Below are 23,462 nucleotides of genomic sequence, written 5' to 3'. Positions count from 1 at the left end.
TCAGTTTCTTTCGGTCGGCTGGTTGTCGACAACGGAGTTGTTGACGACATGGAGGGGTGTACACCCCGCGAGCCGTGCGTGAATATCGGCCAGCGCGAGCTTCGCCTTGGCGTAGGGCAGTTGCAGCTCGTGCACGTGCAGTTGGTCGAGTTCGCCGACGAGGCGGTCAGCGATGGCGAAGTGCTCGGCGGGTGTGCGCGTCGGGGTGAGGCGGTCGCGGAAGGCGGTCATTTGTCGCCCCGGTGGTACGACTGCCAGTCGCAGTCAACGCCGTATCCGCTGGTGACACACCAGACCTTGCGACCGTGGTCAGGGCCGTCGATGTAGCCACCCTGGACGTAATCGTCTGTTGCGCATCCGGAGAGCAGGAGTGCGGCAAATACTGCGACGAGAAGCGCGCGGAAGGTGGTCACTGGTCGGCTCCGAACTCGTCGATGACCGCCTGTGCCTGTGTCTCGGTGAGCTGCCCGTCAGCGGCGACTTCGGCGCCAGTCAGGGCCTGGACGTAGGCCCGCCATTCGTCGTCGGCCTCCCACTTCTCGGCCTGGCGAATCGCGTTGAGGCGCTTGAGTTGCTGGGGGGTTGCCATCGTCACGTCGGCGGGCGATGGCTCGGCCGGGGCGACGTCTGCTGCCGCCTCGGCCTTCCCTGCGTCCTCTTTTTGTGGCGATGAAACGGAGCTTGTGACAGCGGCGCGGCGGTCCTTCCAGGCGGATTGCAGGTGCCCGCGGTGGCTGCCGAGGTCGCGCGCCTTGAGATCCCGGCCGATCGCGTCGAGGTCTTGAATCGTGTTGGCGTCGGCAATGCGGCGCTCGAAGTCGGCGGCGTCGGCGGCGGTGATGCCAGCGCTGGGCAGCGGCTCGACAATGAACGGGGCACGCCGGCCGCGAGTGACCGTCAACGCCACCGACAACCGGGCGGAGATATCCGACATCGCACTGATGCGGATGCCACCGACCTTGTCCTTGCCAAAGGTGATCTCAGGATCGCGGTAGATGACCAGGCGGCGTCCGACGTAAGCCTGTGCGTCGGTGCCCCATGCGGCGACCAGCACGCGGCGCATCGTTTTTGAAGGCTTATAGGGCCTAGCCGGGCCAAACTCGGCGGTGACGATGTCTACCGGCTGCTCGTCGGTACCGCGCTTGACCGCAGTGATGGTGATGGTTCGGGGTCCGGTAAGCAGGTCTTCACTGTTGATCTGGTCAGATCGCGGGATGATGGTTTCTGCAAGATCCATTGTCAAGCAACCTTTCTCAGATCATGATCTCTAGTTCGGCAGGTCGATCGGTCATGTGTAGCCCTTCGATGGAGGCGTTGTAGGTGCGCACCATGTTGGCCACCACCTCCTCAAAAGCACTGACTGCGTTCAGGATTGCTTCGTGCCATGCCTCGATCGGATAGACCCGGGTCACGTACAAGGGCATTCCGCCGCAGTAGCTCACGTAGTCGATCCACTTGCGGCCCGACACCAGGAGCCCGCATTGAAGCTGGGCCATGTTTTCGGCGGGAACCTGGTCGGCGAGGATGGTGGCCAATTGCACCTTGGACCGCCGCGATTTGATCTCGATCAGCCCGTCGTCGCCCACGAGTCCATCGGGCGAGTAGCCGATTCGGAACCCCCAACGGTCCTCGACCATGAACCCGGCTTCGGCAACCGGCGCGTAGTGCTCGGCATACTTCGCGCGCGCCCGCGGCTCGTCTTCGATGCCGCGCCACATGTCGTCGGAGGTGAAGGTGGGATCGGTCCACCCGGTGATGCGCTCGGCGGCCAGCAGCATCGCCATCCCGCGCGACTCTGGGTTGTCGGCCGGCTGAATCGTTTTCGGCGTGACGAGCTTGCCAACAGCCGAGGCGGTGACGATCCCGCGCCGTTGGTCGAACCATTCCTGGGAGCCTTGAATCAAGCTCTCGTGCACAGTAAGTGTCATGGCCAGCGCACTCCATCCGGGGTCATCGTGTCGTCATATGTCTGAGGGTCGTCGTGTAGCGCGCGGTCAAACTCACTAAGATCGCTTACGGCGCGGCCCCATTCGGAGGTCTCCCAATCCATCACGACACCGCTTTCAGTTCGGCGAGCTTCCTGCGCTCGCGCGGATTCTTGCCACCCCAGATCCCATGCATTTCGTCGTTCGCGATCGCGAACGCGAGACACTCCGCGGTCACTTCGCAGACAGAGCAGATGTCCTTCGCGGTGTCGTGCCGCTTGCCCCTGCCCGGAAAGAACGCCTGCAGCAGATCGGGTGTGGTGCGCCGGCACAACGCCTGGGCCTGCCAGTCGAGGGTGCCGTGTGGGTACGGAGGATCGGCAATCAGCGCCTGGCCGGGTAGCGTGCTCACAGTTCGCCACCACACGGGTGAAAGCGCAACCACAACTCAGCCAGCCGCGACGTCTGCATCCAACGGCCGCAACCACATTCGCAGCAGAGGGCAAGGAATAGCTCGGCGGTGGTGATCATGCGGGATCGCTTTTGTGCCAGCCGTCTTCGATGAGCGCCTTCGCGAGAACGAAGTGCGGCGTCTCGGCGCTGGTAAACGGGCGGTAGATGATTTCGAGCGCTTGTCCAAGCGAGGCGGTTTGGTTCTGCCGCTCAGCTTCCTCGCGCGCATCCTGCTCAATCCGCTCAGCCTCAGCGCGCAGCTCGCTCGGCCGCCAGTGCACATCGGGGTGCGGCATGTCCATGCTGACGCTGAGCGCCTGGACGGTGTCGGCGGCGGTGCGAACCTCTTCGGGCGTTGGGGTTTGCAGCTTGTCGTTCATGCGCCGACCCTCCGCAAGTTTCGCCGCGTCAGCATCGCGGACGCGCCACAGATTGCTAGCTCGCGCGCCGGGGCCGGTGTCGCCGGTGCTGGCGCTGGTGTCGGTGCTGGACGGCGCACGGGGGGCGTCTCCGGAATGACCTCGATGCGGCGGGGATTGGGGCCGACTTCGCCCATGTAGATGGTCATGACCCGCGCCTCAATCTCTGCCCGCCACAACGCGATATCCACCTCGGCCTCGTCGAAGTCGAGCGCGAACAGCCCCGCGTTGATCGCCAACACCTGCTCGGCCAGTGGGTAGTACGGGGCCAGGATCAGCACTGCCTCAGCGACCGCGCGGTGTGTCGGGTTGGCCGGGTCCAGCTCGGCGAAGATGCGGGTGGCGATGCGCTCAAGGCTCGCTGTCGGTGAATACCGTTGGGCGAGAGCGGCAGTCCAGCCACGGATCACGGTCATTTCACCGGCTCCATCCGCTTGCCGTAGTGCTCGGTCAGGATGCGGAAGCACTTCGCCGCGGCCCGCGCGTCACCCAGTGCCGTGTGCTCGTCCTCGTTCTTGACGCCGAGCCGCTCGCAGATCTGCGCCAGGCCGACCAGCTCATTCGGCGCCAGCAGCAGTGCAGGGCCGGCGTAGGCGGCGAGGTCGGCTAGGCGGTGGTGCCAGGGCTCGCGCACGAACGGCATTCGCGTTAAACCACGCTCGCCACGATCGCGCACCGCAGAGAATCCGGCCGTGACCATCGTGGCGTCGAATGCAGGATTGGAGCCAGCGAAGGTGTTGCCCGACAGCATCATCCACAGATTGCAGTAGTCGCCATCGGTCGCTTCCCACATTTCTGGCCGCTGCTTAAACAGGCCGCGTTCGAAGTAGCGGTTGATCTGCAGCGCCTCATCGGCGGCGTTGTCGAACGTGCCCTTGGGGACTTTCGGCACGAAGTGCAGCTCTTCGCCAGTAGTGACGTTGACCGCCGCGACCTCGATGGGTAGGTGCAGGCCGGGCGTTAGGCCGGTTGTCTCCACGTCGCAAACTACGAGTTGGCGCGTCACGACACCACCGCCCATAGTCGGATATCGTTACTAGTGCTCATCAGAGCCCTTTCTCTGTTGGGTTGGCCCTCGGTCGTGACAGCGGCCGGGGGCTGCTTACTTGGCGATGTCGGCTAGTGCGTTGTTGACTGCGTCTGCGTCGACGGGCGTGTTGTCGAGTTCGGCGAGGTCGCGCCAACGCTGGATGGCCCAGCGGGTGAACTCAATTCGTGCGGCTGCGGCTGCGTCTGCGGCTGCGTATGCGGCTGCGTCTGCGTATGCGGCTGCGTATGCGTATGCGGCTGCGGCTGCGTCTGCGTCTGCGGCTGCGGCTGCGGCTGCGGGTTCTTCTGCGGCTGCGTATGCGGGTGCGGCTGCCTCATTCCACTCGGCGCGCGACACCACATCACCCACCGACTCCCGCACGCACAGCGCAGCCACCCTCCGAATCGCCCCAGCACTATCGGGGCGCGCGTAACGCACCACACCCATCTCAGGGTCCACCAACAAATCCGCTAGCCACCGCCACACCACCGTCCCTGGGGTGTCCGCAGTGCCGACTGTCTTCCACCCGAGGTCGATGACGGTGACACTGTTCTCCGGCGACAGGAACCCATCCGGTCCCGCGAGACGGTCATTCAGCGCCTGCACCAGCCGCGCCAGCGGCCGCGCGGAACACTCCGGAAAATCGGTGATCTCCACATCACCGTTGATGTACGAAATCACGTTCATGGCACAACCTTTGCCGGAGCCGCGCTGGTGTGAGCCCCTGGCCAGGCGGAGGGGGTGGGTGATGCGGTCAAGGTCAAGAGTCATGGGGGGGACTGCCTTTCTGTTGTGGTTGGCTCCGGCTGTTCACGCAGCCGGAGCCGCATTTAATTGAGGGCGTCGAGTGCGGCGTGGTAGTCAGCGATTTCAGCGAGACTCATCGCTTTGCCGCAGCCGCAAGTCCATTGCCCGTCCTGGACCTCCCAGTCGAAGGCTCCGCAACGGGAGCAAGTGACGTTCTCAGTCCAGGCCATCACTGCTCCCGGGCTTCGTAGTAGCGGACAACGGCGTTGTCGTGCCGCCCGCAAACGCCTCTGAACAGTCCAGGCAGTTCGCCACAATCGGTTTCAGACCTGCGGAATAGGTTCACGATTCGGTGCGCCCACTCATCCACTAAGCACCACGGCGACCACCAACCGCACTCGAAATACCACGGCGGCCTCATCACTGGCCCCGGCCTTCGTTGTGTCGTTGCCTCATGGTGCGGTCATGAACAGAAGCAGGGTCCTGACCGAGAGTCGCCGAATGTGTTGCGGCAGCGGCGCGTAAATCGTTGGCGTAGCCGAGCGCGAACGGTGAATCGGTGGTGGCCAGGATGTCGGCCACCTGCCGCATCTCGGCCGCGCACCACGGCAAGCCCGGCTGCCCCGCGCCAGCCTCCGGGACGGGCGGCGCGGGGCTCTCCGGAGCGGCATCGGGCGTGAAGGTGGCGCCCGGCGCTGCGGAGGTCAGATGGTTCTGGATAGCGGCCAGGCGCGCGTCCACGGATGCGAGCCACGCGATGAAGGCGGGTTCGTCGGCGGCGGAAGGCGGTCGAGCCACGGACAGCTTCGGGCGCGGCCCCATCTCGGACGTCTGGCCACCGGAGCGGAATATCGACTCAACGCCGAGCTGCTCCGTCAGCGCTTCGGCGCCGATGTCGGCAATGCTGCTGCAGGTATCGCACGACAGCCCGCCGCCGGGGTCGCACAGGCACTCATCCGCCTCGCCCAGCCCGCAGTCCGCGCCCGGCAGTTCGGCGTGCGCCCGCGCCAGCCGCTCGGAGTACGGGTCGGCGTCGTCCGGCACCGGCGCGGCGAACCGGCGCAGCGCGGGCCCAATGTCACAGGCGAGGTCAGCCAGGGCGCGCAGGGTTGAGAAGATGCTCATTCGGCACCGCCCGTCGTTTCGCAGCGCACCGGGCCGACGAACCCGAACGCCTGATGCCAGACGGCGGCGTCGTGGTCCCATTCGCCCCGCCGGTCGAAGTAGGCACCAGCCGAGGCGGCGGGCGACTTGACCAGTCGCGAGCGGACCTGCGCAATCGCCTCGTGCCAGGTGTAGAACGCTCCGAGGTGGCCGCCATCCGGGCGGCGAACCATCCACCGGCCGCGCCGCTTGGTGACGCGCCACTTGTTCACACTCGTGCTCATTCGGCACCGCCCACCGCGTCGTGCACGTGCTCGGACCAATCAGTGACAATCGGCTGAAACGGTTTCGGCTCAATGTCACTCGCGCGCACGCCAACGATGTCGGCACCGATCGCGGCGAAGTACGCCGCGAGACTGTTGGTCACCACCGCGAAGCAGTCATCGGTCCCGGCGGCCATCACGACACCAGCCCGTCGAGCAGCTCCGGCTGGTACCCGCACCACGGCTGGTGACCCTCGGCCACGACGATCGGCATGGACGTCAGTCCCTGCGACTGCGCCCACTGGGCTTTGAAACCGTCCAGTGGCAATTCGGTGAACTCGATGCCGAGCTTGGCCAGGTGCGAGCGGGTGCGCACCGAGGGGGTGTGCTTGCCGGGGAGGGCGTACAGGGTGACGCTCATGCCGCCACCGCCAGCGCGTCGATGCGGTCTGGCCGGTACCCCGCCCAGTGCTGCTCGCCGGTCGCCGTCGCGGCCACCACAACCGGGATGCCGGTGTAGCCCATGTAGGCCAGCGCCTCGCGCGTGAGCGGGTCGGCGTCGATGTCAACCTCGGTGAACGAAATGCCCTTCGCGGTGAGCCGGCGCTTGGTGGCCTCGCACTGGTAGCACTTCTCGGTGGTGGCCAGGGTGCGCGTGTAGACCGTGACGGCGGAGGCGCTCATCGCAGCCCCTCCCGCTCCCGCATGCGGCGCTCGTGCTCGTGCTCAAGGTGGTGAGCCCAGATCGCGCCGCCGAGCGCCAGGGCGACGACGACGGCCGCGACAGTGGCGGGCCCGTCCATACCGAGGACGAAGGTCACGAAGAAGCACAGCGTGGCCAGGGTGGCGACGATGATGCAGCGGAAGTGGACGGCGGCGCGGGTCACTGGGCACCGCCCTTGGGGTGGCCCGGCCCGGCGGGATCACCGCCGGTGGCCGGGCCGTCTCCTACGCTCAGGCTGTCGAGACCGTTATGCGAAGGAGAAGTTTGATGGGAGACGTCGTGTACTACGCGGGCCACCGGATCGAGGTGCCCACGCAGGTTGCGGACGCGCTTGAGGATGCGTTGAGTAAGGCCGTTGACACGGGCGCCCTGGGTGTGGTGAGGGCGACCAATGGGGTTCGCAATGGAGATGTCAACTTCCCAAACCGGCGCTGGGTCTTCACCGTCGGCCCCGGCATCCCCGTGTTCATCGAGCGGACCTTCGGGGGTGTCCCGGACATCGTTGACCGGTAGCGCGCGGGCCAACTCCTCGCGGACAATCTCGCGGATGCGATCTTCGCTGGGAGGCTCGGGAGGGGCCGGGATGACCGTGAGACGGGTCAGGCAACGAGCTACGCCGTCGATCGCGCGCTGGAAGGGGTACAGCCCACCGAGCAGATCGCGGGCTCCGGCGTTGGCGGCGTCGGCGGTCATGAGGCGCTCCTGTCGTCACCGACACCCATCGGCAGCGGGTCAATCGTCGGCAGCCCCAACTTCTTACGAATAAAGTCGATGCCGCTGGGCTGGACGTAGGTGGTGTAGGAGCAGCCCATCTCCCCGTTGCTGCGCTCGAACTCGTGCGGGATGACCTCGAAGTGGTGCGCGTACTGCTGGTACGGGGTGTTGCGCCGCGAGCCGGACGCGATGAACACGTGCCGGTTGCGCAGCTCCCGGAAGAGTTTGTTCTGCGAGGTGCCGAGCATCTGGGCGACCGCGCCGACTGCGTACTTACCGGTCGCATCAAGGAAGCTGTCGTACGCCTCGGCCTTCGGGGCCAGCACCTTGTTCTGGGCTTCCAGGGCCAGGCGCTCGTTCTCGGCGTTGAGCGCCATTGTCAGGATTTCGGCGCGGGTAAGGCTGGCCGGGTCGAAGGTTGGGCGGGTCTCGGCCTCGCGACGCAGCCGGGAGAACTCGCGGACCAACCGCTTCTTGAAGTCCTTCACGACCTCGTTGTTGCGCATGTAGGTCAACAGCAGGGTTGCGTGCTCCTCGTTGAGGACTGCGACCTCGCGCCGTTGCACGCCGCCCGCGGTGTCAAAGGGTGCGATTTCAAATCCGACCCCTCCGAACTCCTCGAAATCAGCCAGGTTGTCCCGGATCAATCGGAGGACAGAGGCGTGCTCATTGCGGGTGCCGTTGGCGACGCGCATGGATGTCGTCGTCGGCACGCCGTTTGTGACCTGGACGATGGGGCTGGCCTGTTCCAGCTCTGCGAAGCCGCTCATGCCCCGGCCTCGGCACTGAGCAGGGCCTCGACATCAGCGCGGCGGAAGCGGAAGTGACCGCCAGGGGTGCGCAAGGGGGTGAGGCGTCCGGCCTTGACCGCACGCAGGATCGTCACCTTGGAGACACGGCCTAGGGCAGCGGCTTCCGAGGATGTTACGAGATCATCTGGGGAGTAAGTATCCGTACTTTCCGGCATGGACAGACACTTACATACGCATACTTACGGCGTCAAGCGACACGCGTAGGTATCCGTACTATTGATCGCGATTGACAACACTTGAGTGCGAATGAATACTGACGGTATGAGCACAGATGCCGCCCCTGAATTCGTCCCCGAGTGGACAGATGGCGACAAGCTGCGGAAGGTGCGTCGGCACCTCAGGCTGAGCCAAGAAGAGTTCGCCGAGCGACTACAGGTGAACCCATCGACCTACATGGCGTGGGAAAGTGACCGCAATCACGTCAAAGACCTGCGGACGATCGCCCGGCGCATCAAGGCAATGACCGGAACGCCGCTGTGGTGGTGGTTCGACACTGAACCGCCCACCGGCGACGACAACGGCCCTGGTGGTGCCCCCAGTAGGACTCGAACCTACGACCTGCGGATTAAAAGTCCGTAGCTCTACCAACTGAGCTATAGGGGCAGCGGAGAATCACAATACTGGGTGCCGGCGGAGGGCTCGTTTGAGGATTGGGGCCGGGGTGACCTAAGCTGGCTTGGCTCCCAACAGTAATCGCGTTGCGAGTGCCCCGGAGAGATTCGGTTCTGGCCCCCTTCGTCTAGCGGCCTAGGACGCCGCCCTTTCAAGGCGGTAGCGCGGGTTCGAATCCCGTAGGGGGTACTGGCTACGCGGTCGCCCGCGGAGCAGAGCAGTAGAGCAAGGCCCTGTGGCGCAGTTGGTTAGCGCGCCGCCCTGTCACGGCGGAGGTCGCGGGTTCGAGTCCCGTCAGGGTCGCCAGCACGGCGAGGCACATGCTGCCTGCCGGCTTCCGGCCAGGTAGCTCAGTCGGTACGAGCGTCCGCCTGAAAAGCGGAAGGTCGGCGGTTCGATCCCGCCCCTGGCCACCAGGTTTGACCTGCTTAGACACGGTGACAGCACTCTTTGGATGGATTGTCTTGTCCGGTTCCTGTCCGCTCACCTGGTCGGCGACGGAGTTGCAGAGCCGGTCAAGGTTCGCGGCTACGTGATCGAGTTCGTCTGAGTAGAGGTCGCTGTAGATATTCGCGGTGACGGTCGGTGTCGAATGCCCCATTGTTTTCTGGACGTAGCGAAGGTCGGCGCCTGATGCCCGGGCCAGGCTGGCGTAGGTGTGTCTGAGGTCGTGGATCGTTAGGGGCGCAAGTTCGGTTTCCTCGAGGGCTTCGTTCCAGTGGGTGTGTCTGCGCCAGTTGTTGGACCGCAGGAAGCCGCCATTCGGTGAGGTGATCGCTTGTTCTTTGGGTGAGCGGCCGGCAATTCGTGGCTTGAGTGCGTCGATGACGACTTGGGGGAGTGGGACGGTTCTGACCGCGGCGCGAGTCTTCGGTGGGCCGACGATTATTCGGCCTTCTACTTCCGGTGCGGCCTGGCGTACGAAGAGGCGACACGAAGCTAGGTCGATGTCGCCGACGCGGAGGCCGACCAGTTCGGACCAGCGAAGTCCAGTGAAGGCCAAGATCGTGACGATGTCGCCCTGGTCGCCGCATGCCGCTGCCAGGGCGAAAACTTCGCCGGCCGTGAGGTAGCGGTGGCGTTCTCGTACGGGCATTCGCCCGGATGACACTCCCTGGGCGGGGTTGGTGTGAATTCGGCCGTCATCGCGGGCCATGTCGAGAATTGACCGCAGAAGGCGCAGCGTGGCGACTTTTGCCCACGGGCCGACGGTGAGGCTACCGATGAACTGCTGAACATCCTCGCGGGTGATCTCGTCAACCGGGACATGGCCGAAGCGCGGACCGATGCGGAGTTCCCAATGTTGGCTGTAACCGCTCCAAGTCTTGGGTGATACGGCCGGGTGTTTCGATGCGCTGAATTGCGTCCAGATGACGGAAAGACTGGCACGGCCGAGTCGGGGGTCGAAGCGTCTGGCGCCGATAGCCATTTCTCCATCGCGTTCGGCCTTGAACGCCCGCGCTTCTCGCAAAGTGGCGAACGTGGCCGACGTTTCAACCCATCCCGACTTCGAGTCTGGGTCGCGCACGAGGTAGCGCACTTGGTAGCGCGCCTGGCCGTCCGAATTGATGCGCTTTCTGATGCCACGCGGTGTTGAGCCGGCCATCTAGCGGCGCACCTGGTGGAGCCATGTGCGCACTTCCGCTGCATCCCAACGTCTTACGCGGTCGGACAGCGTGTAGCAGGGTGACCCCACTTCTTCGCCTTGGTCGCGCAGTGCGCCCCACCGGCTTACCGTCGCGGCGGATACGCCGATCAGATCGGCCACCTGCTCCGCCGTCAGAAGCGTTGGAAACGCCCCCGCCGCGGTCCCCGCGGTGTCGGAAGATTTCATGTCGTCCATGTCCTCAGCTCTATGCCTGCCCGGTGTGGGCTCGGCGCGTGTATCTGTATTCGCTTGCAACGGAGCGGATTAGTGTGTCCGGCCAGTAGTCGGCTCGAACCCGCATCGTTGATCCGTCCTCGTTGACGACGTATCCGGTGCCCGGCTCACTCGGGCTGATGCGGTGGGCGGGCGCGCGATCAGCCACGCCGTCGCCCAGGACCATCGTGACCTCCTCGCGCGACCGCAACCGCATTGCGATGGTTTGGGTGAAAAGTCCGCGCATAGGGAGGATCTCCTTGCGCGGGTCCTGCATGAAGGCGGCGACGACGACGCCAACGGCACGCCCCTTTGTCAGGATGCGGGATAGCGACGCCGCGATTTGCTTCTTGAGCGCGGCATCCGTGACGTAAGCGGTCAAACCGGCCATTTCGTCGATGAGCAGCACGACGAGCGGACTATCGCTGCTTGGTGTGTGAGAGCGTTTGTGGCCGGCCATCTCTCGCCCGCGCATGTCCAGTACCTCTTCGAGTTTGGCGAGTAGTCGGACGGCCTCGGTCTCTGTCGTTGCGATTCTGGTGAAGAGGTCAGATCCGACCGATACCTCGATGCCGTACTTGAGATCGATCGCGCACAGCAGTGCCGTTTTCGATTTGACGGCCGGGCCCAGTCCACCGGCGATGCCCCAGAAGATCGAGCCCTTGCCCGCGCCTGAGCACCCGACTGTCAAGGTGTGTAGCCCGGCTATGGGAAGACGCCACGTCGACCCGTTCTCGCGTCGGCCGATGTCGACGGCGCTCGCGTCGCTTCTGGTTGGCAGTTTCGCGGTCTCAACGACCGATAGTTGTTCCGCCATAACGAACTCCATGCGTACTGTGCCTGGTGCAACTACCGTCGAACGACCGGAATGTGCTCCGACAGCGTCACGAATAGCGGGTACCGCCTTTTCGAGGTCGTCCACGGTCTGACCCGACCGTGTGCGGACGCTCATGTGTAGACAGTGGCCGGACATCCGTATTCCGAGGATCTCGGGGTGAGTCCACTCGGTCTTCGTGGTTGGCTTGCCCTGCATGTCTTTTCGAGTCACACTCCTTGAGGTTGACAGGCCGGAGTCCCTGGCGATTCGTCGCCAGGCGGTCAAGCTCCAGAGCATCCAGCGGGCCTGCCGTGCATGTCTGCCAAAGTAACGCTCGTATGTGACAGGTGATCGCAGTCGCCAGACGACGAGTGCGACACTCACAGCGATAATCAGGCCGAAGAGCCATGCGGTGCAGAGGTTTAACAGGTGTGCAAGGTAGTCGAGATCGATCCCGACGTCGGCATCTGGCACTGAATATGGATCGTTGGGTATTGCGGGGTAGGGGTCGTCGAACTGGCTCATGCCGACGCGCGGCCTGATCCTGACGATGCTGCCTTGCCTGTGTCGGCGGCCATGCTCGAGGCCCGAAACGACCACGCGATACGACCGCCTTCGCTTGAGCGGTCCACATACGGCAAGATGGACAGGCCTTCGAAAACTACTGGTGTGAAGGGCATTCCACTTGTATTAGGTGGGCTGTCAGGCTGCTTCGGGTTCGCGAATTTGACGGTGATTGTCCGTGCTCGCTTGGTCGCGGCCGGGTCGCCGTCGAGGACTTCGACCTGCCATAGCGGATGGCCTGACTCTCGATCAGCCGCCTGGACTTTGTTGTCCTTGGTCGACCGCTCGTAGTCGATTACCGCGGTCACCTCGGACACGACGAACGCTCGGTGGGGGAACACCTGTTGGTGAGAAACCTTGAGCCACTTCGGTACTGACACCTGTTGACCTTCCACTGGGACTGCTCCAATGAGTAAATCGTCCCATCGCGGTAGGGGTTACGCGACAGTCGACCAAAAATATTTTGAGAATCTTGTCCTCGGCGCGCAATGATCTCGAGCCGGAGCACATACGATCCTTCGTGGCTTCGCAGACTTGACTCCGGCGTGCTCAACGTCTTGGGTCGCCCGCGGGACTGTCAGGACCGACTTCAGCGTTGCCCTGATAGTCCGTCGGACCCGTTGGTTCCTGAGGTCACGATCGTCGATCACTGGGCCATGACGGACGACACCGTCCGCTCAGTAGTCAACGGCGTCGCGTTAGCGACTTGGTCTCCGTTTCGACCGTGCCCTGCGCCGATCGCGTAAGGCAACCCAGGCTTGTCGCATGGCGGTCACATCGTCGTGGTCGAATCCAAGCCGTTGGACTAACACCTCTTCGTCGACGAGGTCTAATGCGTCTTCCATCCTGCGCTCGCGTAGTAGCTCGTCAACCTTCTGATGGAGGGTCGCGGGCACGATCGCTGGATCGGGGACCGGCAGGTGTTCGCACTCGCTCGGCTCCAACTCAAGGATCCCGCCGCCGTAACTTCGCCCCAGGACCTCCGAGAGCGCAAAGGTGGCTGAGTTGAACGCGCCAGCGGCTAGGCGTTCGATCTCCACGCCTTCTGCCACGCGGACGCGGTGTACGGTATCGGTGCTCGTCGCTCCCGCCAAGTTAGCGATGACGCGCGGGTGTGTACTTATCTGCCGCAGCATGAATCCGTCAGGCACCCACGTCGACGGGACTTCCCACCAGGTCCGGCGAATGCTGCATTTGTAACCGTCTGGGACGCCGTCGGACTCGCCCTCTGCAAGGTATGCGGCCAGCATCTTGTTGCGACGCAAGTTAATTCCGGGGGGGATTGCAAGGAGTCTATTGGGTGCAGCTACACCATTTGGCGCTTCGAGGTCTTGGCTAGTGAAACTCAGAGCGGGTGCCTGCACACTCCGCGACAGCAGCGGCATCGTCATCTTCGTGAGCCCACGTTGGCCGGCTTCGGCCGACGACAAGCAGAAGAATGCATTTCTGCCCGTCACGACTCCGACGTCGACTTCCGCATATCGGCTCAGCGGCTGAAGACGGCCGCCTTCACGAATTCGACGGATCAAGCGAATAGCGTCACTGCCCAGGTAGTACTTTGTCCATTTCTCGGATTCATGGAGGTGGGCTCGGGCTACAGCCTTCGTAGCTCCATCAAATCCGTTCAAATCGTCGGAATTTGGCAATTCAACGGTCTTGACCTCGGCAGGGCCGATGCCACGGACGGCCAGCAGCAGCACTACTTCTTGCAAAATGCCCGGGAAGACAAGCTGTTTGAATGACACCAGCGTAATCGAGGCACATTCGTCAATCAGGTACGACCGCAGTGCCGCCGCATACCCGACTTGCAGTAGCTCGGCTGGCAGCACGAGGCCGATGCGGCCTCCGGGGCGCACTGCAAGGACCGATGCGACAACGAACGGGACCCACGCGTTCGTAAGGCGGGTCGGACGCATACCTTGCGCCCTCATCAGTGCAAGTGCCGGATCCCGTGCCGTCGGTTCCCATGAGCCGAAACGGATGTAAGGCGGATTACCCGCTACTGCGTCAAACGCGCCGTGGCGGCGCTTCTCAAACCAAGAAAAGAAATCGCCGACCACAACCGGCACACCAGTCTTAGCCGTCGCCTTCTTTGCTTCGTGTGCGATTAGTTCGACCGCCGTGATTTTCGGAGCCGTGGTGGCTGTGACCAGGTGGCGAAGGATCGCACCATCGCCGCACGAAGGTTCGAGAACGCGCCCGCCGTCCACGCCAACCCATCTCGCGATGAAACGAGCGATCGGATCGGGCGTGTAGTACCCGCCTCGCAGCTTCTCCCCTTCAGGTGCGGCCTTCGCCGCGAACTTCGCCATAGCGTCCATCCTCACCCGTAGGTCCGACAATGGCGGTTATCGATGCGGTCGGCGTGCCGCCCTACGAACACTTACACAGCACCTACGGTCGGAGTATGCCGCACCAGCGCTTGTCGAAGGAGCAAGCGCGGGCCGCAATGGCGCAGTTTGTCGCCGATTACCAGCGACAATCTGCTGACCTCGAACGTGTCAACTCTCGGTACACGGAAGCCGAGGTCCGGGGTGAGTTCATCGACCGGTTCCTCCGCATCTTTGGGTGGGACGTGCATAACGACGCTGGGTTGCCACAAGTTCGTCGTGAGGTCGTCCTCGAGCGGGGGAGCGAAAGCGACATAGGTGGTCGGCCGGATTACCGGCTTCGGCGTAACGGACAGGACCGCCTCCCGATCGAGGCGAAGAAGCCGTCGGTCAAACTCTCTACGGGTGCGGATGCCGCACGGCAGGCCCGCTCATACGGTTGGTCCCTCAAAGTGCCGGCTGCCGTTCTAATCAACGTCGCCGAAACGGTTATCTATGACACCACCGTCGAACCCCGTGAAGGAGACAGTCCTGATGTCGCGGTAATTCCAGGCGGCAGAATCACACTATCGGAATATCTCGACCGCTTCGATTACCTATGGCTACACCTTTCGTTTGAGTCCGTCAGCAGCGATGGCTACTACGACCTCTACTCCTACGTGGAACCCCCGCGTGGGACTTCTACCTTCGACCGGTCCTTCCTCACGCAGTTCCGCAATTGGCGGCTTGCCCTCGCATCGGACATCGCGTTTTGCAACCCCGACCTGCCAGCCGCCGAGGTAGGTCGCCGGACTCAACGGTTGCTTAATGCGCTTCTATTTCTCCGGGTGTGCGAAGACCGCAACATCGGGCAATACGAGACACTTCTCACCTCAGCCCAGTCAGACGGCTTGCTTAGCGTGTTTCGGTCTGCGGACCGAACCTTTAACGCCGGGCTATTCGACGTTTTGAACACCACCAAATTCACCGGGGTAGCACTTACGTCGGTGATCAACGAGATGTACTGGCCGAGAAGCAAGTTCGCATTTGGCGTGTTGCGGCCCGACATCCTGGCGGCAGTCTACGAGCAATACCTAGCCGAGCGGGTCGAGTTCGACGATCGCGGAAGAGTGTCGCTTGCGCAGAAACCAGAGTTGACCCATGCGGGAGGCGTTGTCCCGACACCCGCTTGGGTGGTACAGCACCTAGTTGCCGGAGGCTTAAACGGTCTGCTCGTGCCGCAGCAGCCGGCATCGGTAGACCTTCGCATACTGGATCTCACTCTAGGCTCCGGATCGTTCTTGATTGAGGTGTTTGAGCGGCTCGTTGACGCGGAAGTCGCGGCGGGAAACGACGTAGGCCTCGCCGAGCGCTCGGCACTTGTTAAAGATCATCTTTTCGGCGTCGACATCGACGGAGCAGCGGTCGAAGTCACGAAGCTCAGCCTTCTCCTCGCTGTGCTCGGCGACGAGGTGGTCGACCTAGACCGTGGCCGCAATCTGCTGCCCGACCTGTCGAAAAATCTGCTGGTCGGTAATGCGCTGATCGAATCCGACTTTGACAACCTTGTTCCGAGCGCCGCTGTCATCCCAGAGCGCCGGGCTGCGGTCGCGCCACTAAACCTGACTTCCGCGTTCACCCAGGTGTTGCAGAACGGAGGATTCAATCTCATCGTCGGCAATCCTCCGTACGTCCGAATCCAGACATTGTCGGAGTTCATGCCGGACCAACTGGCGTACTTCCAAGACGCGCGAAGCGGTTACGAGAGCGCACTGTCGCACAACTTTGACCTGTACCAGCTCGTGGTGGAGCGAGCATTCAAGCTCCTTGCTGCGGATGGGTACCTCGCCTACATCCTGCCCAACCGGTTCACCAACCTTGTCCCGGCCGGAACGATCCGTGGGCTGCTTGGGCCTCGATTGCTACGGCTCGTCCACTTCGGCGAAGAGCAAGTTTTTGAAGGGCGAACTACCTACACGGCATTGATTTTTATCGGACCACCATCAAGCGGTCCCGCGCAGCTAGAACTGGTCCGCGATCTCCACGCCTGGCACGAATCCGGCAGCTCTGAACTAGCGCAGATCGACCGCTCCTCGCTCGGCGCCGAAGTGTGGCCGATCATGAGCGAGGCGCGTGCCAATGTCTTTCGAAAAATGGATGAATCTGCGATCGCTCGGCTCTGCGATGACGACTGGGTGAACGTATTCGTCGGGGTGCAAACGTCCTGCGACAAAGTCTTCTTCATAAAGCCACTGCCAGAATCGACTGGCGAGATTGTAAAGTTCCGAGACCCCGGCACCGGGCAGCTAAATGAGATCGAACGAGGAATTCTGCGAAAAGCTGTGCAAGATAGACGGTTTCAGCCTTACGGCCGGAACCCAGAACCCGACGCTTTGGTTATTTTCCCGTACGAGGTCGTGCCACCCACGCCGGGTCGAAAACGTGGTACGGCAACGGTTTACTCGGCTGAGAGGATGGCGGCCGATTTTCCAATGGCGCTGGAGTACCTCACCAGCAAGCACGCGGATCTTGGTGCACGAGACGTATCGCCAGATCCGGGGGATCGATTTTGGGCGTACGGTCGTTCGCAATCATTGACTAAGCTTGACGAGCCCAAGCTCATCCTGCGAGTCCTGTCATTAACACCTCAGTACGTGTTGGATGACGAAGGCCTCGTCGCCCCAGGTGGAGGCGACGGTGGCCCTTACTACTTCTTGCGCCCGACACAGAACTGCCCGTACTCAATTCGTGTGATCCAGGCTGTTCTTTCGCACCCTGCTGTCGACGCATACATTGCATCGCGCGGCCGGGCGTATCGAGGTTCCTATCTTGTTCACCGAAAGGAGTTCATAAAGAACGTTCCCATACCAATGCTTTCCGATGCGGCCCAGCAGCAAATCGAAAACGACATCGCCGAGATGCAAGATATCCAAAAGCGGCTGCGCACTGAGCAAGACACCACGATACGTACCACGTTAGCGGGCAGGCATGAAGTCCTCCGGCAGCAGGTCAACGAGGCCGTCGCTGCGGGCTACGGGTTGATGGCCGACGACTCGTTAGCCATTGCAGACGACTAGTGCGACTATCTACGCTCAGCGAAGCGATGAATCAATACCGTTCCAATTTCTTGGGTAACACCCTTCGCCGGTTTTAATGAACTCCCGCCAGATCATCCAAAGTCTTAATTTCAACGTGTTCGCCGAGTATAGAATCTCGCGCACTGCTCGTGGCCGCCGCAACATTCTTCGCAAATAGCACTATCGCGAGTGACTTCCTCGCCCGCGACACGCAAACATAGAAAAGCCGACGAGTTCGTTCCACCGCCGAATCCTTACCTGCCTCTTGGTTTTCTCGGTCTGTTTTCGAGAGTTCTTTAAGTCCGAAAAACTTGTCGAAAGAGTATTGATTGTGACGAGCTTCATCATCATCGAGCACTACAATTACCCGATCGAACTCCGCTCCCTTGGTTCCATGCTGCGTTGAGTAGGGAGATTCCATCTTGATGTAGTTGTAGTAGCCCGTGAGCTCGGAGAGGCTACATGCTTCCATCGCTCGGAGCACCGCTAAGACAGCTTCGTCAAGAACTACATCGCCGTGCTCGCCGGAAGGCTGGAGATACGCAGCCATACGAGGGTCTAGCTCGATCAGGTCGCGTTCAGCCGCGAGCCTTAAAAGCCCGCCCAGATCAGCTGTCGACTGTTCACTTGCTAGAGAACGGAGTGCGTCGACGCCGGTCCGGCCGGAACTCAGCGCTGTTCGAATCTGCCGCGACGCGCGTGCATTGCGTATCAGCGGACTATTAAGCTTCAACACTTCTAACACTTCGGGGGACGTCGGCTCAGCCGCCAAACAAAGCGGCAGGATTACATCACGGAAAGGCGTGAGCGGCCAAGCTGCCCCCTCGTCGAAAGCCTGGCTTAGATTACCTGCACCGTTATCGTGAAACGCAGAATATAATGCAGCGAATCCCAACCTTTCAGCGGCCATTCTGTGAACGATCAGGAGAACTTTCGAGCCACCTTCACGGTCACTTAATGTCCAGTTGCCTGCTGTGCTGTGGCTATCGAGCCAGGTTCTCACGCGTTCTAGGTTGGAGCTTCTTTCATCGTCTGCTGGGAGCACAAAGAAAAAGGCCTCGCCTTCATGTTGTTCTTCTGGCCGCAGTCCTGATATCTGCTGTAGTTGGTCACCTTCTGCCCTAACTGCATTGACGCACTTAAGCACCCGTCTAGACGAGCGGAAATTCTCGGGCTTATCTATCTTTTCCCAGCCTGGCTCACGTGGGATTTCTCCCACTCCTGTCAGATAAATCTGCTGCATCGGATCGCCGAAGAAACCAAGGCACATCTTTCCATTAGCTATTTTCCATGCGTATTTCAAGCTGATGACCACATCCGCGAACGTGTCCTGACTTTCATCAACGAAGACGATGGGATATTGCCTTGCAAGAATGCGTGCCAGCAGTGGGCGCTCTAAAATTAATTGCGGCACCATCTGAATAATGTCGTTATGGCCTAGTATGCCTCGGGCGTAATCGCCACCAATCCCGTATGTCCACACTCGTATAGAGTCAATAGCTGCCGCTTGACGGTGGAGCTTCTCCATATCAGCGGTGTCCTTGTCGATGGTGCTTTGCCATGTGCGACTGGAATAATTCGACTGCTTCTCTCGGAGTTCAGCTAGTTTTTCGCCGATACGAACTTTTACCCAAAGGGCGATATCTTTTTGAAACGGCTTGATAAGCGACCATAGAAAACTGTGAATAGTAGAGACCGAAGCAAGTTGATCATTACCGATCTCGTCGTGAATCTCACGCGCGGCCACTTCTGTGTAGGTTATGCACGCTACGCGCTGGGTATTCGCTGATAGATCTGGCCCTTGCTTGTCCGTCACATAGGCCAAAGCCTTCACAAGCGACGTTGTCTTACCGGACCCGGCGCCCGCAACAACCGTGAACCCGGTCAATGGAGCCATATCGAGGACCTCGCGCAGGCGTATGTCAGCATCAGTGTCGGGAGCATTGACTCTCAAGGTCATTTAGAATCCTGTAGCTCGCTAGGGTCGGCTTCTGATTTCGAATTTAAGCTAGCGGCAGGAGGAGCAACTTTGGTGAGCAACCATTCGAGTCCCTCAACAATGTATTTTGGAGATTGCCACTGAGCGTCTTTTGCAGCGATAACTGCAAGGGCAAACTTCGTCTTATCAAAGCTCTTCACACGTTTGAAAAGCCGGTCGTGTAAGTCGTCGATATTCAGGTTGGTGGCATCTTTAATCCGAAGCCCCAACTGCGACCCCTCATTCCCTTGTGTCCACGCTAGATTTTGCAACGCGAAGGCTTCCTCCAACGTCCGTGCGGCCCGCTCCTCGCTTTCTCCTTGCCAGGAAACTGTCTCGACTGTCTGGTACGCAACACGAACCGCCCCTGATGATCCATCCGCGGCGCCCAAAACCTTCGTGCCTTCGTCAGCCGCAAGGAGGGCCTGAATAGACTCCATTTTGGGAAGCCAACTTCTTAGAGTTTGGTTGGAGGTCACCGCTCCCGCCGTACTGACGGGACAGGCCCTACCCCGAGAGGCTGGCCCATCGGTTACTTCGTCCTCATCGTCAGTTGAACTAGTCGGATCAGTGCTGTCTAGATCTGTGATTATTAGGGTGGGGAGCGAGAGAAATGCAACTAGATTCTCGAAAAGGTGTGCAAAAGCACCGCCAACCTCAAGAATCGTTAGATGGCAGGAACGGAGATTGGGAACATTGCGCTCGATGATTAGCGGTAACAGTAGTCGTTCAACGTTTCCTTCTACCAGCACCGCGGCGTCGGCGAAAAACAGATCGCAATGAGTCAATTTAATGTATTGCTGAAGAAATTCCCGCGTCGGTCCTGCTTCGTTGTCATAGAATAGGGATAGGTTTCTTACGTCGCTCAGCTGCAGACCGTTCGGCGAACCCAATCTGCAAAAGTACCGAATCGGGGTGAAATCACTTTCGTAGATGATGTGTGGTGAATGTGTAGTTACAATAAGCTGCGTAGTAAATGCTTCTTCGGGATCGGGTAAAATTTCAATTATCTTCTTGATGAATACTTGCTGAAGCTGAGCGTGCAAATGAACCTCAGGCTCTTCAATGATCAGAAGATGGACAGGGGGACGTTCTTCGGGTGACTCCCTCCACGCTTGATTAAAATCAAGTATTTCTACTACCATATAGATTAGATTCTTGAACCCAAGTCCGTTATATTGGTCCGGTAATGTTATCCCAATAGTGGCAGGTTCAGGGAAATCGCCTCCGGCTAATTCGTAGTGAACGCTAGCGCTAGAGGTCAGTATGTTGTATGCGTTGAATGATGCTTTCACCAGTAAGCGAGGGTTCGCTACTCCCGGGTAACCAACTTGGCCCAGTCGGTCTAGAGTCGGTTTGAATACCTGCGCGAAGTGTTCATTCAAACGCTCTTCGGACTGCGCGATGACACCGAGGGCATCGAGATCATTTTCGAGCTTTTCTAGATTTCTGTCATAAAACCGGCTCAGCCTTTTTGATAGCTCTTCGCTTCTGCCATGCGAGTCGAGATCGGAAAGATGACGTTGAGCGTTGAGGAAATCAACCCGCACAATAGCATCGACGATCTTGGCAGCGCCCGTGAGGTGCGTACCAAAATACTGAGGTTTATAATTTGGTAGAGGATTGAGATCATTGTCGCACTGCTTGGAATCCAGTTTCGCGTACTTGATTTCGTATTCTTGCTGTAATCGCTTGGTTAGATAGTCGACCATAGTCTGCGGCCACGGTTTGTAAGATCCAGTTTCGTCGTCTCCGGCAGGCCCGGCCTTCCGGCGAGCTTCAGTATAGTTAGCAATGAGCTGCGCTCCATCGCGTGGCGCGTATTTCATCCGTAAGCCGACAAGCCTGCCATCCCAATCAAGACTGGGGAGGAGATCGAGGGCGCGGTGCAAGTTGTCCTCGTCGACCGAGAACCAGACGTCAAAAGTAATTTGCGGCAGGTCCGTGTCGGGGTTTCCGTTTTCGTAGTCGAATGAGTTGAATTCGCTCCAGCAGTCCGCCGTGAAGTCATAGATTTTAAAACTGCCGCGTGACTGCTTATTAAGGAACAATTGGAAAAGATGCGTCGCTGAGGTCTTGCCACTGTTGTTAGCGCCGACAAATATGGATTTATCTTGCTCGAGGTCGACTCGCGCATCCTTTAGACGGCGAAAGTTCTTGACACGGAATGTTTTAATGTGCATAAAAGGTCCTGGTGAAGGCGCCGTTTCCTATCTTTCCGCTGTTCATTGCATCATGTTAGCGCTGCACTGCTTGATGTGCCGACAGCCGATGTGCCGATAAAGCCATTGCGAGCTGAGACGCAAAGGTGGGGCCGTCGTTCACGAGCGCGTAGCCGCCGGCCAGGCCGCTTTGACCACACAGCGGCCGGCGCCGGCGGACCTTGCGTTGGCGGACTTTGCCGGTCTGAGTGTCCCCTCGTTGAACTGCGACGCGTGCCATTCGCGGAACGACTGCGGTGGGAAAGCGACGCGTGCAATCGCCGTACGCTGCTTGCGAGCGAGACCAGCGACGGGTGATCCGCCGGGCCATCAGGTATGCGTCCTGGGCGATCTCCACGACTGCGGTAGCTCGCTGCAGCCCGTGGACGCCCCAAAAGCGACCCGGTCCGCGTCCCGGCGCCCGCCAAGCTTGGGGAACGATGTGCTGATATTCCTTGTCTCCCTCCTGATTCGGTGACGAGTGTTTGGTGAAGTAAATCGCCAAGCGTTTGGGGTCGCAGGCACGCAACCCGTTCAGAATGTCGACAGCTGTGCCGGCCAGCACGTGCCGGGTGCCCTGTTCGGCGTCAGGATGGCCGACGATGTCCGCCCATTCCTGCGAATGCCAATCCCGGAACTTGCGGCCTGATCGGCCGACACCGTGCGGTGGAGCCATCCACAGGTGAATATGCGGTGCGCCGCGCCGCTGGAACTCAAGCTTCCAGATGTACCGCGCCGGTTCACCCCATTCGCGCTGAAACCGTTTGCGCCACAACACCATATGCCGCTTAACACTGGCTCCATCCGGCGCAACAGTTTCCCAGTCGCCTGGATAGGTCAGCGTAACCATCGCAGGCACACGTCCGCTTTCCGCCAATGGCGTGTAGTCGAGCTCGGCGAACGTGCGACACATCGCCGCCCGCGACTTTCGGGACCATTCGGTGATCGTGCGCCCGCGCGGATCGGGCATGTCCCGGCCGGCCTTTACCCGATCCTCCTCGTTGGCTACGTCGAGGCGATGTCGATCGACGGCCCGCTCAGACGCCTTCTCAGCACGAACGGGCCTAGTCCAGCCCAGCCGAACGACGCCGGGACCAATAGTGATCCGGAACCGACCTGACTCAGGTTCGACCCCCAGCCGATCCGGCCCGGAAGCCCACGGTTGCGCCGGCTCAAACAAGGCCGCCGCCGCGGCCACCTTGTCAGGAGTCGGAAACCGCAATCCCAGTGCATCCGCAGCCGAGAACTCCGCAGAACCCCCGACATCTACGCCGTCGCGGACACTTTTGGGACATATAACAAGCCCGTTGGTCCCAGCCGGAACACGGCCTACGCCGCTACCGCCGTCCGGCCGACCGCTGTCGCTCTCGCGCCCTGCGGCCTTGGCGGCCTCGGGCACTCGCGGTCTACCGGCGTCCGCGGCTCCGGCCGTGTTCCGGCTGGCCGTTCGGGTTGTGGTCGGTCCAAGAGGTGATTGCTCCGCCGCAACGCCAATAGAGCGCACGGTCGGCACAGAGATGCTGGGCATCGGGTACCTACTCCCCGGGAGCCCAAGGCACGCGTCATCAAGTGATGGGCGACGAAGGGTTCCCTGTTGGGAGTGCTGTCACTGTGTCCGGTTTCTGTCCGGTCGCCGGACAGACGGCATGCGTCAGACGCGCTCAGCGCGCCACATATGACGCATGAAATCCGTTAATCCGCAGGTCAGCGGCTAATCCGTCCGCCTGAAAAGCGGAAGGTCGGCGGTTCGATCCCGCCCCTGGCCACTTCTTCACTGCGCCGCCGTATGGGCGTTGCGCGCCAGGTAGGCGTCCAGGGACCAGGCTCTCGCTCCGGTGAGGAGCAAGAGCAG

The 23,462-nt window shown here is 61.0% G+C and carries 26 protein-coding genes, 5 tRNA genes and 2 pseudogenes; 6 read left to right on the top strand and 27 right to left on the bottom strand.

The features are described from left to right. From AO501_RS31095 to AO501_RS40430, 18 genes are all read right to left on the bottom strand, one after another. Nucleotides 1–231, bottom strand: a complete 231-nt coding sequence (locus AO501_RS31095; RefSeq protein WP_055581418.1) for a hypothetical protein — start codon at nucleotides 229–231, stop codon at nucleotides 1–3. Further along, entirely contained in the window at nucleotides 228–413 is a 186-nt protein-coding gene (locus AO501_RS39845) for a hypothetical protein (RefSeq protein ID WP_055581417.1), read from the bottom strand. The genes AO501_RS31095 and AO501_RS39845 overlap by 4 nt, the downstream gene beginning before the upstream one ends. Beyond that, the gene (locus AO501_RS31085) at nucleotides 410–1,237 is read right to left on the bottom strand and encodes a hypothetical protein (protein ID WP_055581416.1); all 828 of its coding nucleotides are present in this window, start codon (nucleotides 1,235–1,237) and stop codon (nucleotides 410–412) included. Before AO501_RS31085 ends, AO501_RS39845 begins: the two co-directional genes overlap by 4 nt. A 16-nt stretch (nucleotides 1,238–1,253) precedes the next feature. Next, nucleotides 1,254–1,928, bottom strand: coding sequence for a lambda exonuclease family protein (locus AO501_RS31080; RefSeq protein WP_055581415.1), 675 nt, complete (start codon nucleotides 1,926–1,928; stop codon nucleotides 1,254–1,256). 121 nt (nucleotides 1,929–2,049) lie between these two features. Next, nucleotides 2,050–2,337, bottom strand: a complete 288-nt coding sequence (locus AO501_RS31075) for a WhiB family transcriptional regulator (protein WP_063892963.1) — start codon at nucleotides 2,335–2,337, stop codon at nucleotides 2,050–2,052. Nucleotides 2,338–2,452: 115 nt separating this feature from the next. Continuing rightward, a complete protein-coding gene (locus AO501_RS31070) occupies nucleotides 2,453–2,758 on the bottom strand; it encodes a hypothetical protein (protein ID WP_055581414.1) in 306 nt (101 codons plus the stop codon). Next, nucleotides 2,755–3,213, bottom strand: a complete 459-nt coding sequence (locus tag AO501_RS31065; RefSeq protein ID WP_055581413.1) for a hypothetical protein — start codon at nucleotides 3,211–3,213, stop codon at nucleotides 2,755–2,757. Before AO501_RS31065 ends, AO501_RS31070 begins: the two co-directional genes overlap by 4 nt. Further along, nucleotides 3,210–3,818: an exonuclease domain-containing protein gene (locus AO501_RS31060; protein ID WP_231752671.1), complete on the bottom strand. Its 609-nt coding sequence runs from the start codon at nucleotides 3,816–3,818 to the stop codon at nucleotides 3,210–3,212. The genes AO501_RS31065 and AO501_RS31060 overlap by 4 nt, the downstream gene beginning before the upstream one ends. Nucleotides 3,819–3,899: 81 nt before the next feature. Then, entirely contained in the window at nucleotides 3,900–4,514 is a 615-nt protein-coding gene (locus AO501_RS39840) for a hypothetical protein (RefSeq protein ID WP_231752670.1), read from the bottom strand. 480 nt (nucleotides 4,515–4,994) lie between these two features. Beyond that, a complete protein-coding gene (locus AO501_RS31050; RefSeq protein WP_055581411.1) occupies nucleotides 4,995–5,699 on the bottom strand; it encodes a hypothetical protein in 705 nt (234 codons plus the stop codon). Further along, on the bottom strand, nucleotides 5,696–5,962 hold the full coding sequence (locus AO501_RS31045; RefSeq protein WP_055581410.1) for a hypothetical protein: 267 nt from the start codon (nucleotides 5,960–5,962) through the stop codon (nucleotides 5,696–5,698). Before AO501_RS31045 ends, AO501_RS31050 begins: the two co-directional genes overlap by 4 nt. Next, a complete protein-coding gene (locus tag AO501_RS31040; RefSeq protein WP_055581409.1) occupies nucleotides 5,959–6,138 on the bottom strand; it encodes a hypothetical protein in 180 nt (59 codons plus the stop codon). The genes AO501_RS31045 and AO501_RS31040 overlap by 4 nt, the downstream gene beginning before the upstream one ends. After that, the gene (locus AO501_RS31035) at nucleotides 6,138–6,362 is read right to left on the bottom strand and encodes a hypothetical protein (RefSeq protein WP_055581408.1); all 225 of its coding nucleotides are present in this window, start codon (nucleotides 6,360–6,362) and stop codon (nucleotides 6,138–6,140) included. Before AO501_RS31035 ends, AO501_RS31040 begins: the two co-directional genes overlap by 1 nt. Then, nucleotides 6,359–6,625, bottom strand: coding sequence for a glutaredoxin domain-containing protein (locus tag AO501_RS31030; RefSeq protein ID WP_055581407.1), 267 nt, complete (start codon nucleotides 6,623–6,625; stop codon nucleotides 6,359–6,361). The genes AO501_RS31035 and AO501_RS31030 overlap by 4 nt, the downstream gene beginning before the upstream one ends. Further along, a complete protein-coding gene (locus AO501_RS31025) occupies nucleotides 6,622–6,828 on the bottom strand; it encodes a hypothetical protein (RefSeq protein ID WP_055581406.1) in 207 nt (68 codons plus the stop codon). Before AO501_RS31025 ends, AO501_RS31030 begins: the two co-directional genes overlap by 4 nt. Continuing rightward, nucleotides 6,825–7,358: a hypothetical protein gene (locus AO501_RS37515; RefSeq protein ID WP_156452878.1), complete on the bottom strand. Its 534-nt coding sequence runs from the start codon at nucleotides 7,356–7,358 to the stop codon at nucleotides 6,825–6,827. The genes AO501_RS31025 and AO501_RS37515 overlap by 4 nt, the downstream gene beginning before the upstream one ends. Further along, on the bottom strand, nucleotides 7,355–8,149 hold the full coding sequence (locus AO501_RS31015; RefSeq protein WP_055581404.1) for a phage regulatory protein/antirepressor Ant: 795 nt from the start codon (nucleotides 8,147–8,149) through the stop codon (nucleotides 7,355–7,357). The genes AO501_RS37515 and AO501_RS31015 overlap by 4 nt, the downstream gene beginning before the upstream one ends. Further along, nucleotides 8,146–8,346, bottom strand: coding sequence for an excisionase family DNA-binding protein (locus tag AO501_RS40430; protein WP_082658945.1), 201 nt, complete (start codon nucleotides 8,344–8,346; stop codon nucleotides 8,146–8,148). Before AO501_RS40430 ends, AO501_RS31015 begins: the two co-directional genes overlap by 4 nt. 91 nt (nucleotides 8,347–8,437) lie before the next feature. Here AO501_RS40430 and AO501_RS40890 point away from each other — a divergent pair. Beyond that, nucleotides 8,438–8,605, top strand: a pseudogene (locus tag AO501_RS40890) (helix-turn-helix domain-containing protein); the annotation flags it as partial. Nucleotides 8,606–8,718: 113 nt separating this feature from the next. On the opposite strand, the gene AO501_RS31010 reads toward AO501_RS40890, so the two are convergent. Next, a tRNA-Lys gene (locus AO501_RS31010) sits at nucleotides 8,719–8,794 on the bottom strand. Nucleotides 8,795–8,919: 125 nt separating this feature from the next. On the opposite strand from AO501_RS31010, the gene AO501_RS31005 reads away from it, so the two are divergent. The 3 genes from AO501_RS31005 (at nucleotide 8,920) to AO501_RS30995 (ending at nucleotide 9,219) form a co-directional block, all read left to right on the top strand. Then, nucleotides 8,920–8,992, top strand: a tRNA-Glu gene (locus AO501_RS31005). 40 nt (nucleotides 8,993–9,032) lie between these two features. After that, nucleotides 9,033–9,109, top strand: a tRNA-Asp gene (locus tag AO501_RS31000). Nucleotides 9,110–9,142: 33 nt separating this feature from the next. After that, nucleotides 9,143–9,219, top strand: a tRNA-Phe gene (locus AO501_RS30995). A gap of 146 nt (nucleotides 9,220–9,365) precedes the next feature. On the opposite strand, the pseudogene AO501_RS40885 reads toward AO501_RS30995, so the two are convergent. From AO501_RS40885 to AO501_RS30975, 5 genes and pseudogenes are all read right to left on the bottom strand, one after another. Next, nucleotides 9,366–10,232, bottom strand: a pseudogene (locus AO501_RS40885) (tyrosine-type recombinase/integrase); the annotation flags it as partial. 177 nt (nucleotides 10,233–10,409) lie between these two features. Then, complete coding sequence (locus tag AO501_RS30990) at nucleotides 10,410–10,637, bottom strand: helix-turn-helix transcriptional regulator (RefSeq protein ID WP_156452891.1); 228 nt, start codon at nucleotides 10,635–10,637, stop codon at nucleotides 10,410–10,412. Nucleotides 10,638–10,656: 19 nt separating this feature from the next. Beyond that, on the bottom strand, nucleotides 10,657–12,006 hold the full coding sequence (locus tag AO501_RS30985; protein ID WP_055581402.1) for a hypothetical protein: 1,350 nt from the start codon (nucleotides 12,004–12,006) through the stop codon (nucleotides 10,657–10,659). Continuing rightward, on the bottom strand, nucleotides 12,003–12,425 hold the full coding sequence (locus AO501_RS30980) for a hypothetical protein (protein ID WP_055581528.1): 423 nt from the start codon (nucleotides 12,423–12,425) through the stop codon (nucleotides 12,003–12,005). The genes AO501_RS30985 and AO501_RS30980 overlap by 4 nt, the downstream gene beginning before the upstream one ends. 318 nt (nucleotides 12,426–12,743) lie before the next feature. Continuing rightward, nucleotides 12,744–14,357 carry a class I SAM-dependent methyltransferase gene (locus AO501_RS30975; protein ID WP_055581527.1) on the bottom strand — a complete coding sequence of 538 codons (1,614 nt, stop codon included), beginning with the start codon at nucleotides 14,355–14,357 and terminating at the stop codon, nucleotides 12,744–12,746. 29 nt (nucleotides 14,358–14,386) lie between these two features. Between AO501_RS30975 and AO501_RS30970 the strand changes: the two genes are divergently transcribed. Further along, nucleotides 14,387–17,431, top strand: coding sequence for an Eco57I restriction-modification methylase domain-containing protein (locus AO501_RS30970; RefSeq protein ID WP_055581401.1), 3,045 nt, complete (start codon nucleotides 14,387–14,389; stop codon nucleotides 17,429–17,431). 73 nt (nucleotides 17,432–17,504) lie between these two features. Here AO501_RS30970 and AO501_RS36525 read toward each other — a convergent pair whose 3' ends face one another. Genes AO501_RS36525 through AO501_RS40880 form a run of 3 tightly spaced genes read right to left on the bottom strand, consistent with a single transcriptional unit; the run spans nucleotide 17,505 to nucleotide 23,138 of the window. After that, nucleotides 17,505–19,391: a UvrD-helicase domain-containing protein gene (locus AO501_RS36525; RefSeq protein ID WP_082658944.1), complete on the bottom strand. Its 1,887-nt coding sequence runs from the start codon at nucleotides 19,389–19,391 to the stop codon at nucleotides 17,505–17,507. Next, nucleotides 19,388–21,592, bottom strand: a complete 2,205-nt coding sequence (locus tag AO501_RS36520) for an ATP-dependent endonuclease (RefSeq protein WP_082658943.1) — start codon at nucleotides 21,590–21,592, stop codon at nucleotides 19,388–19,390. Before AO501_RS36520 ends, AO501_RS36525 begins: the two co-directional genes overlap by 4 nt. A gap of 55 nt (nucleotides 21,593–21,647) precedes the next feature. Next, nucleotides 21,648–23,138, bottom strand: coding sequence for a rolling circle replication-associated protein (locus AO501_RS40880; RefSeq protein ID WP_055581400.1), 1,491 nt, complete (start codon nucleotides 23,136–23,138; stop codon nucleotides 21,648–21,650). 173 nt (nucleotides 23,139–23,311) lie between these two features. Here AO501_RS40880 and AO501_RS30960 point away from each other — a divergent pair. Beyond that, nucleotides 23,312–23,376 (top strand) — tRNA-Phe (locus AO501_RS30960). Nucleotides 23,377–23,462 lie beyond the last annotated feature (86 nt).

Origin of the sequence: Mycobacterium gordonae, assembly GCF_001417955.2 — a bacterium.
Taxonomy (GTDB): Bacteria; Actinomycetota; Actinomycetes; order Mycobacteriales; family Mycobacteriaceae; genus Mycobacterium; species Mycobacterium gordonae_B.
The sequence above is the reverse complement of the archived record's forward strand: the minus strand, read 5'-3'. Positions and strand labels throughout refer to the sequence as shown.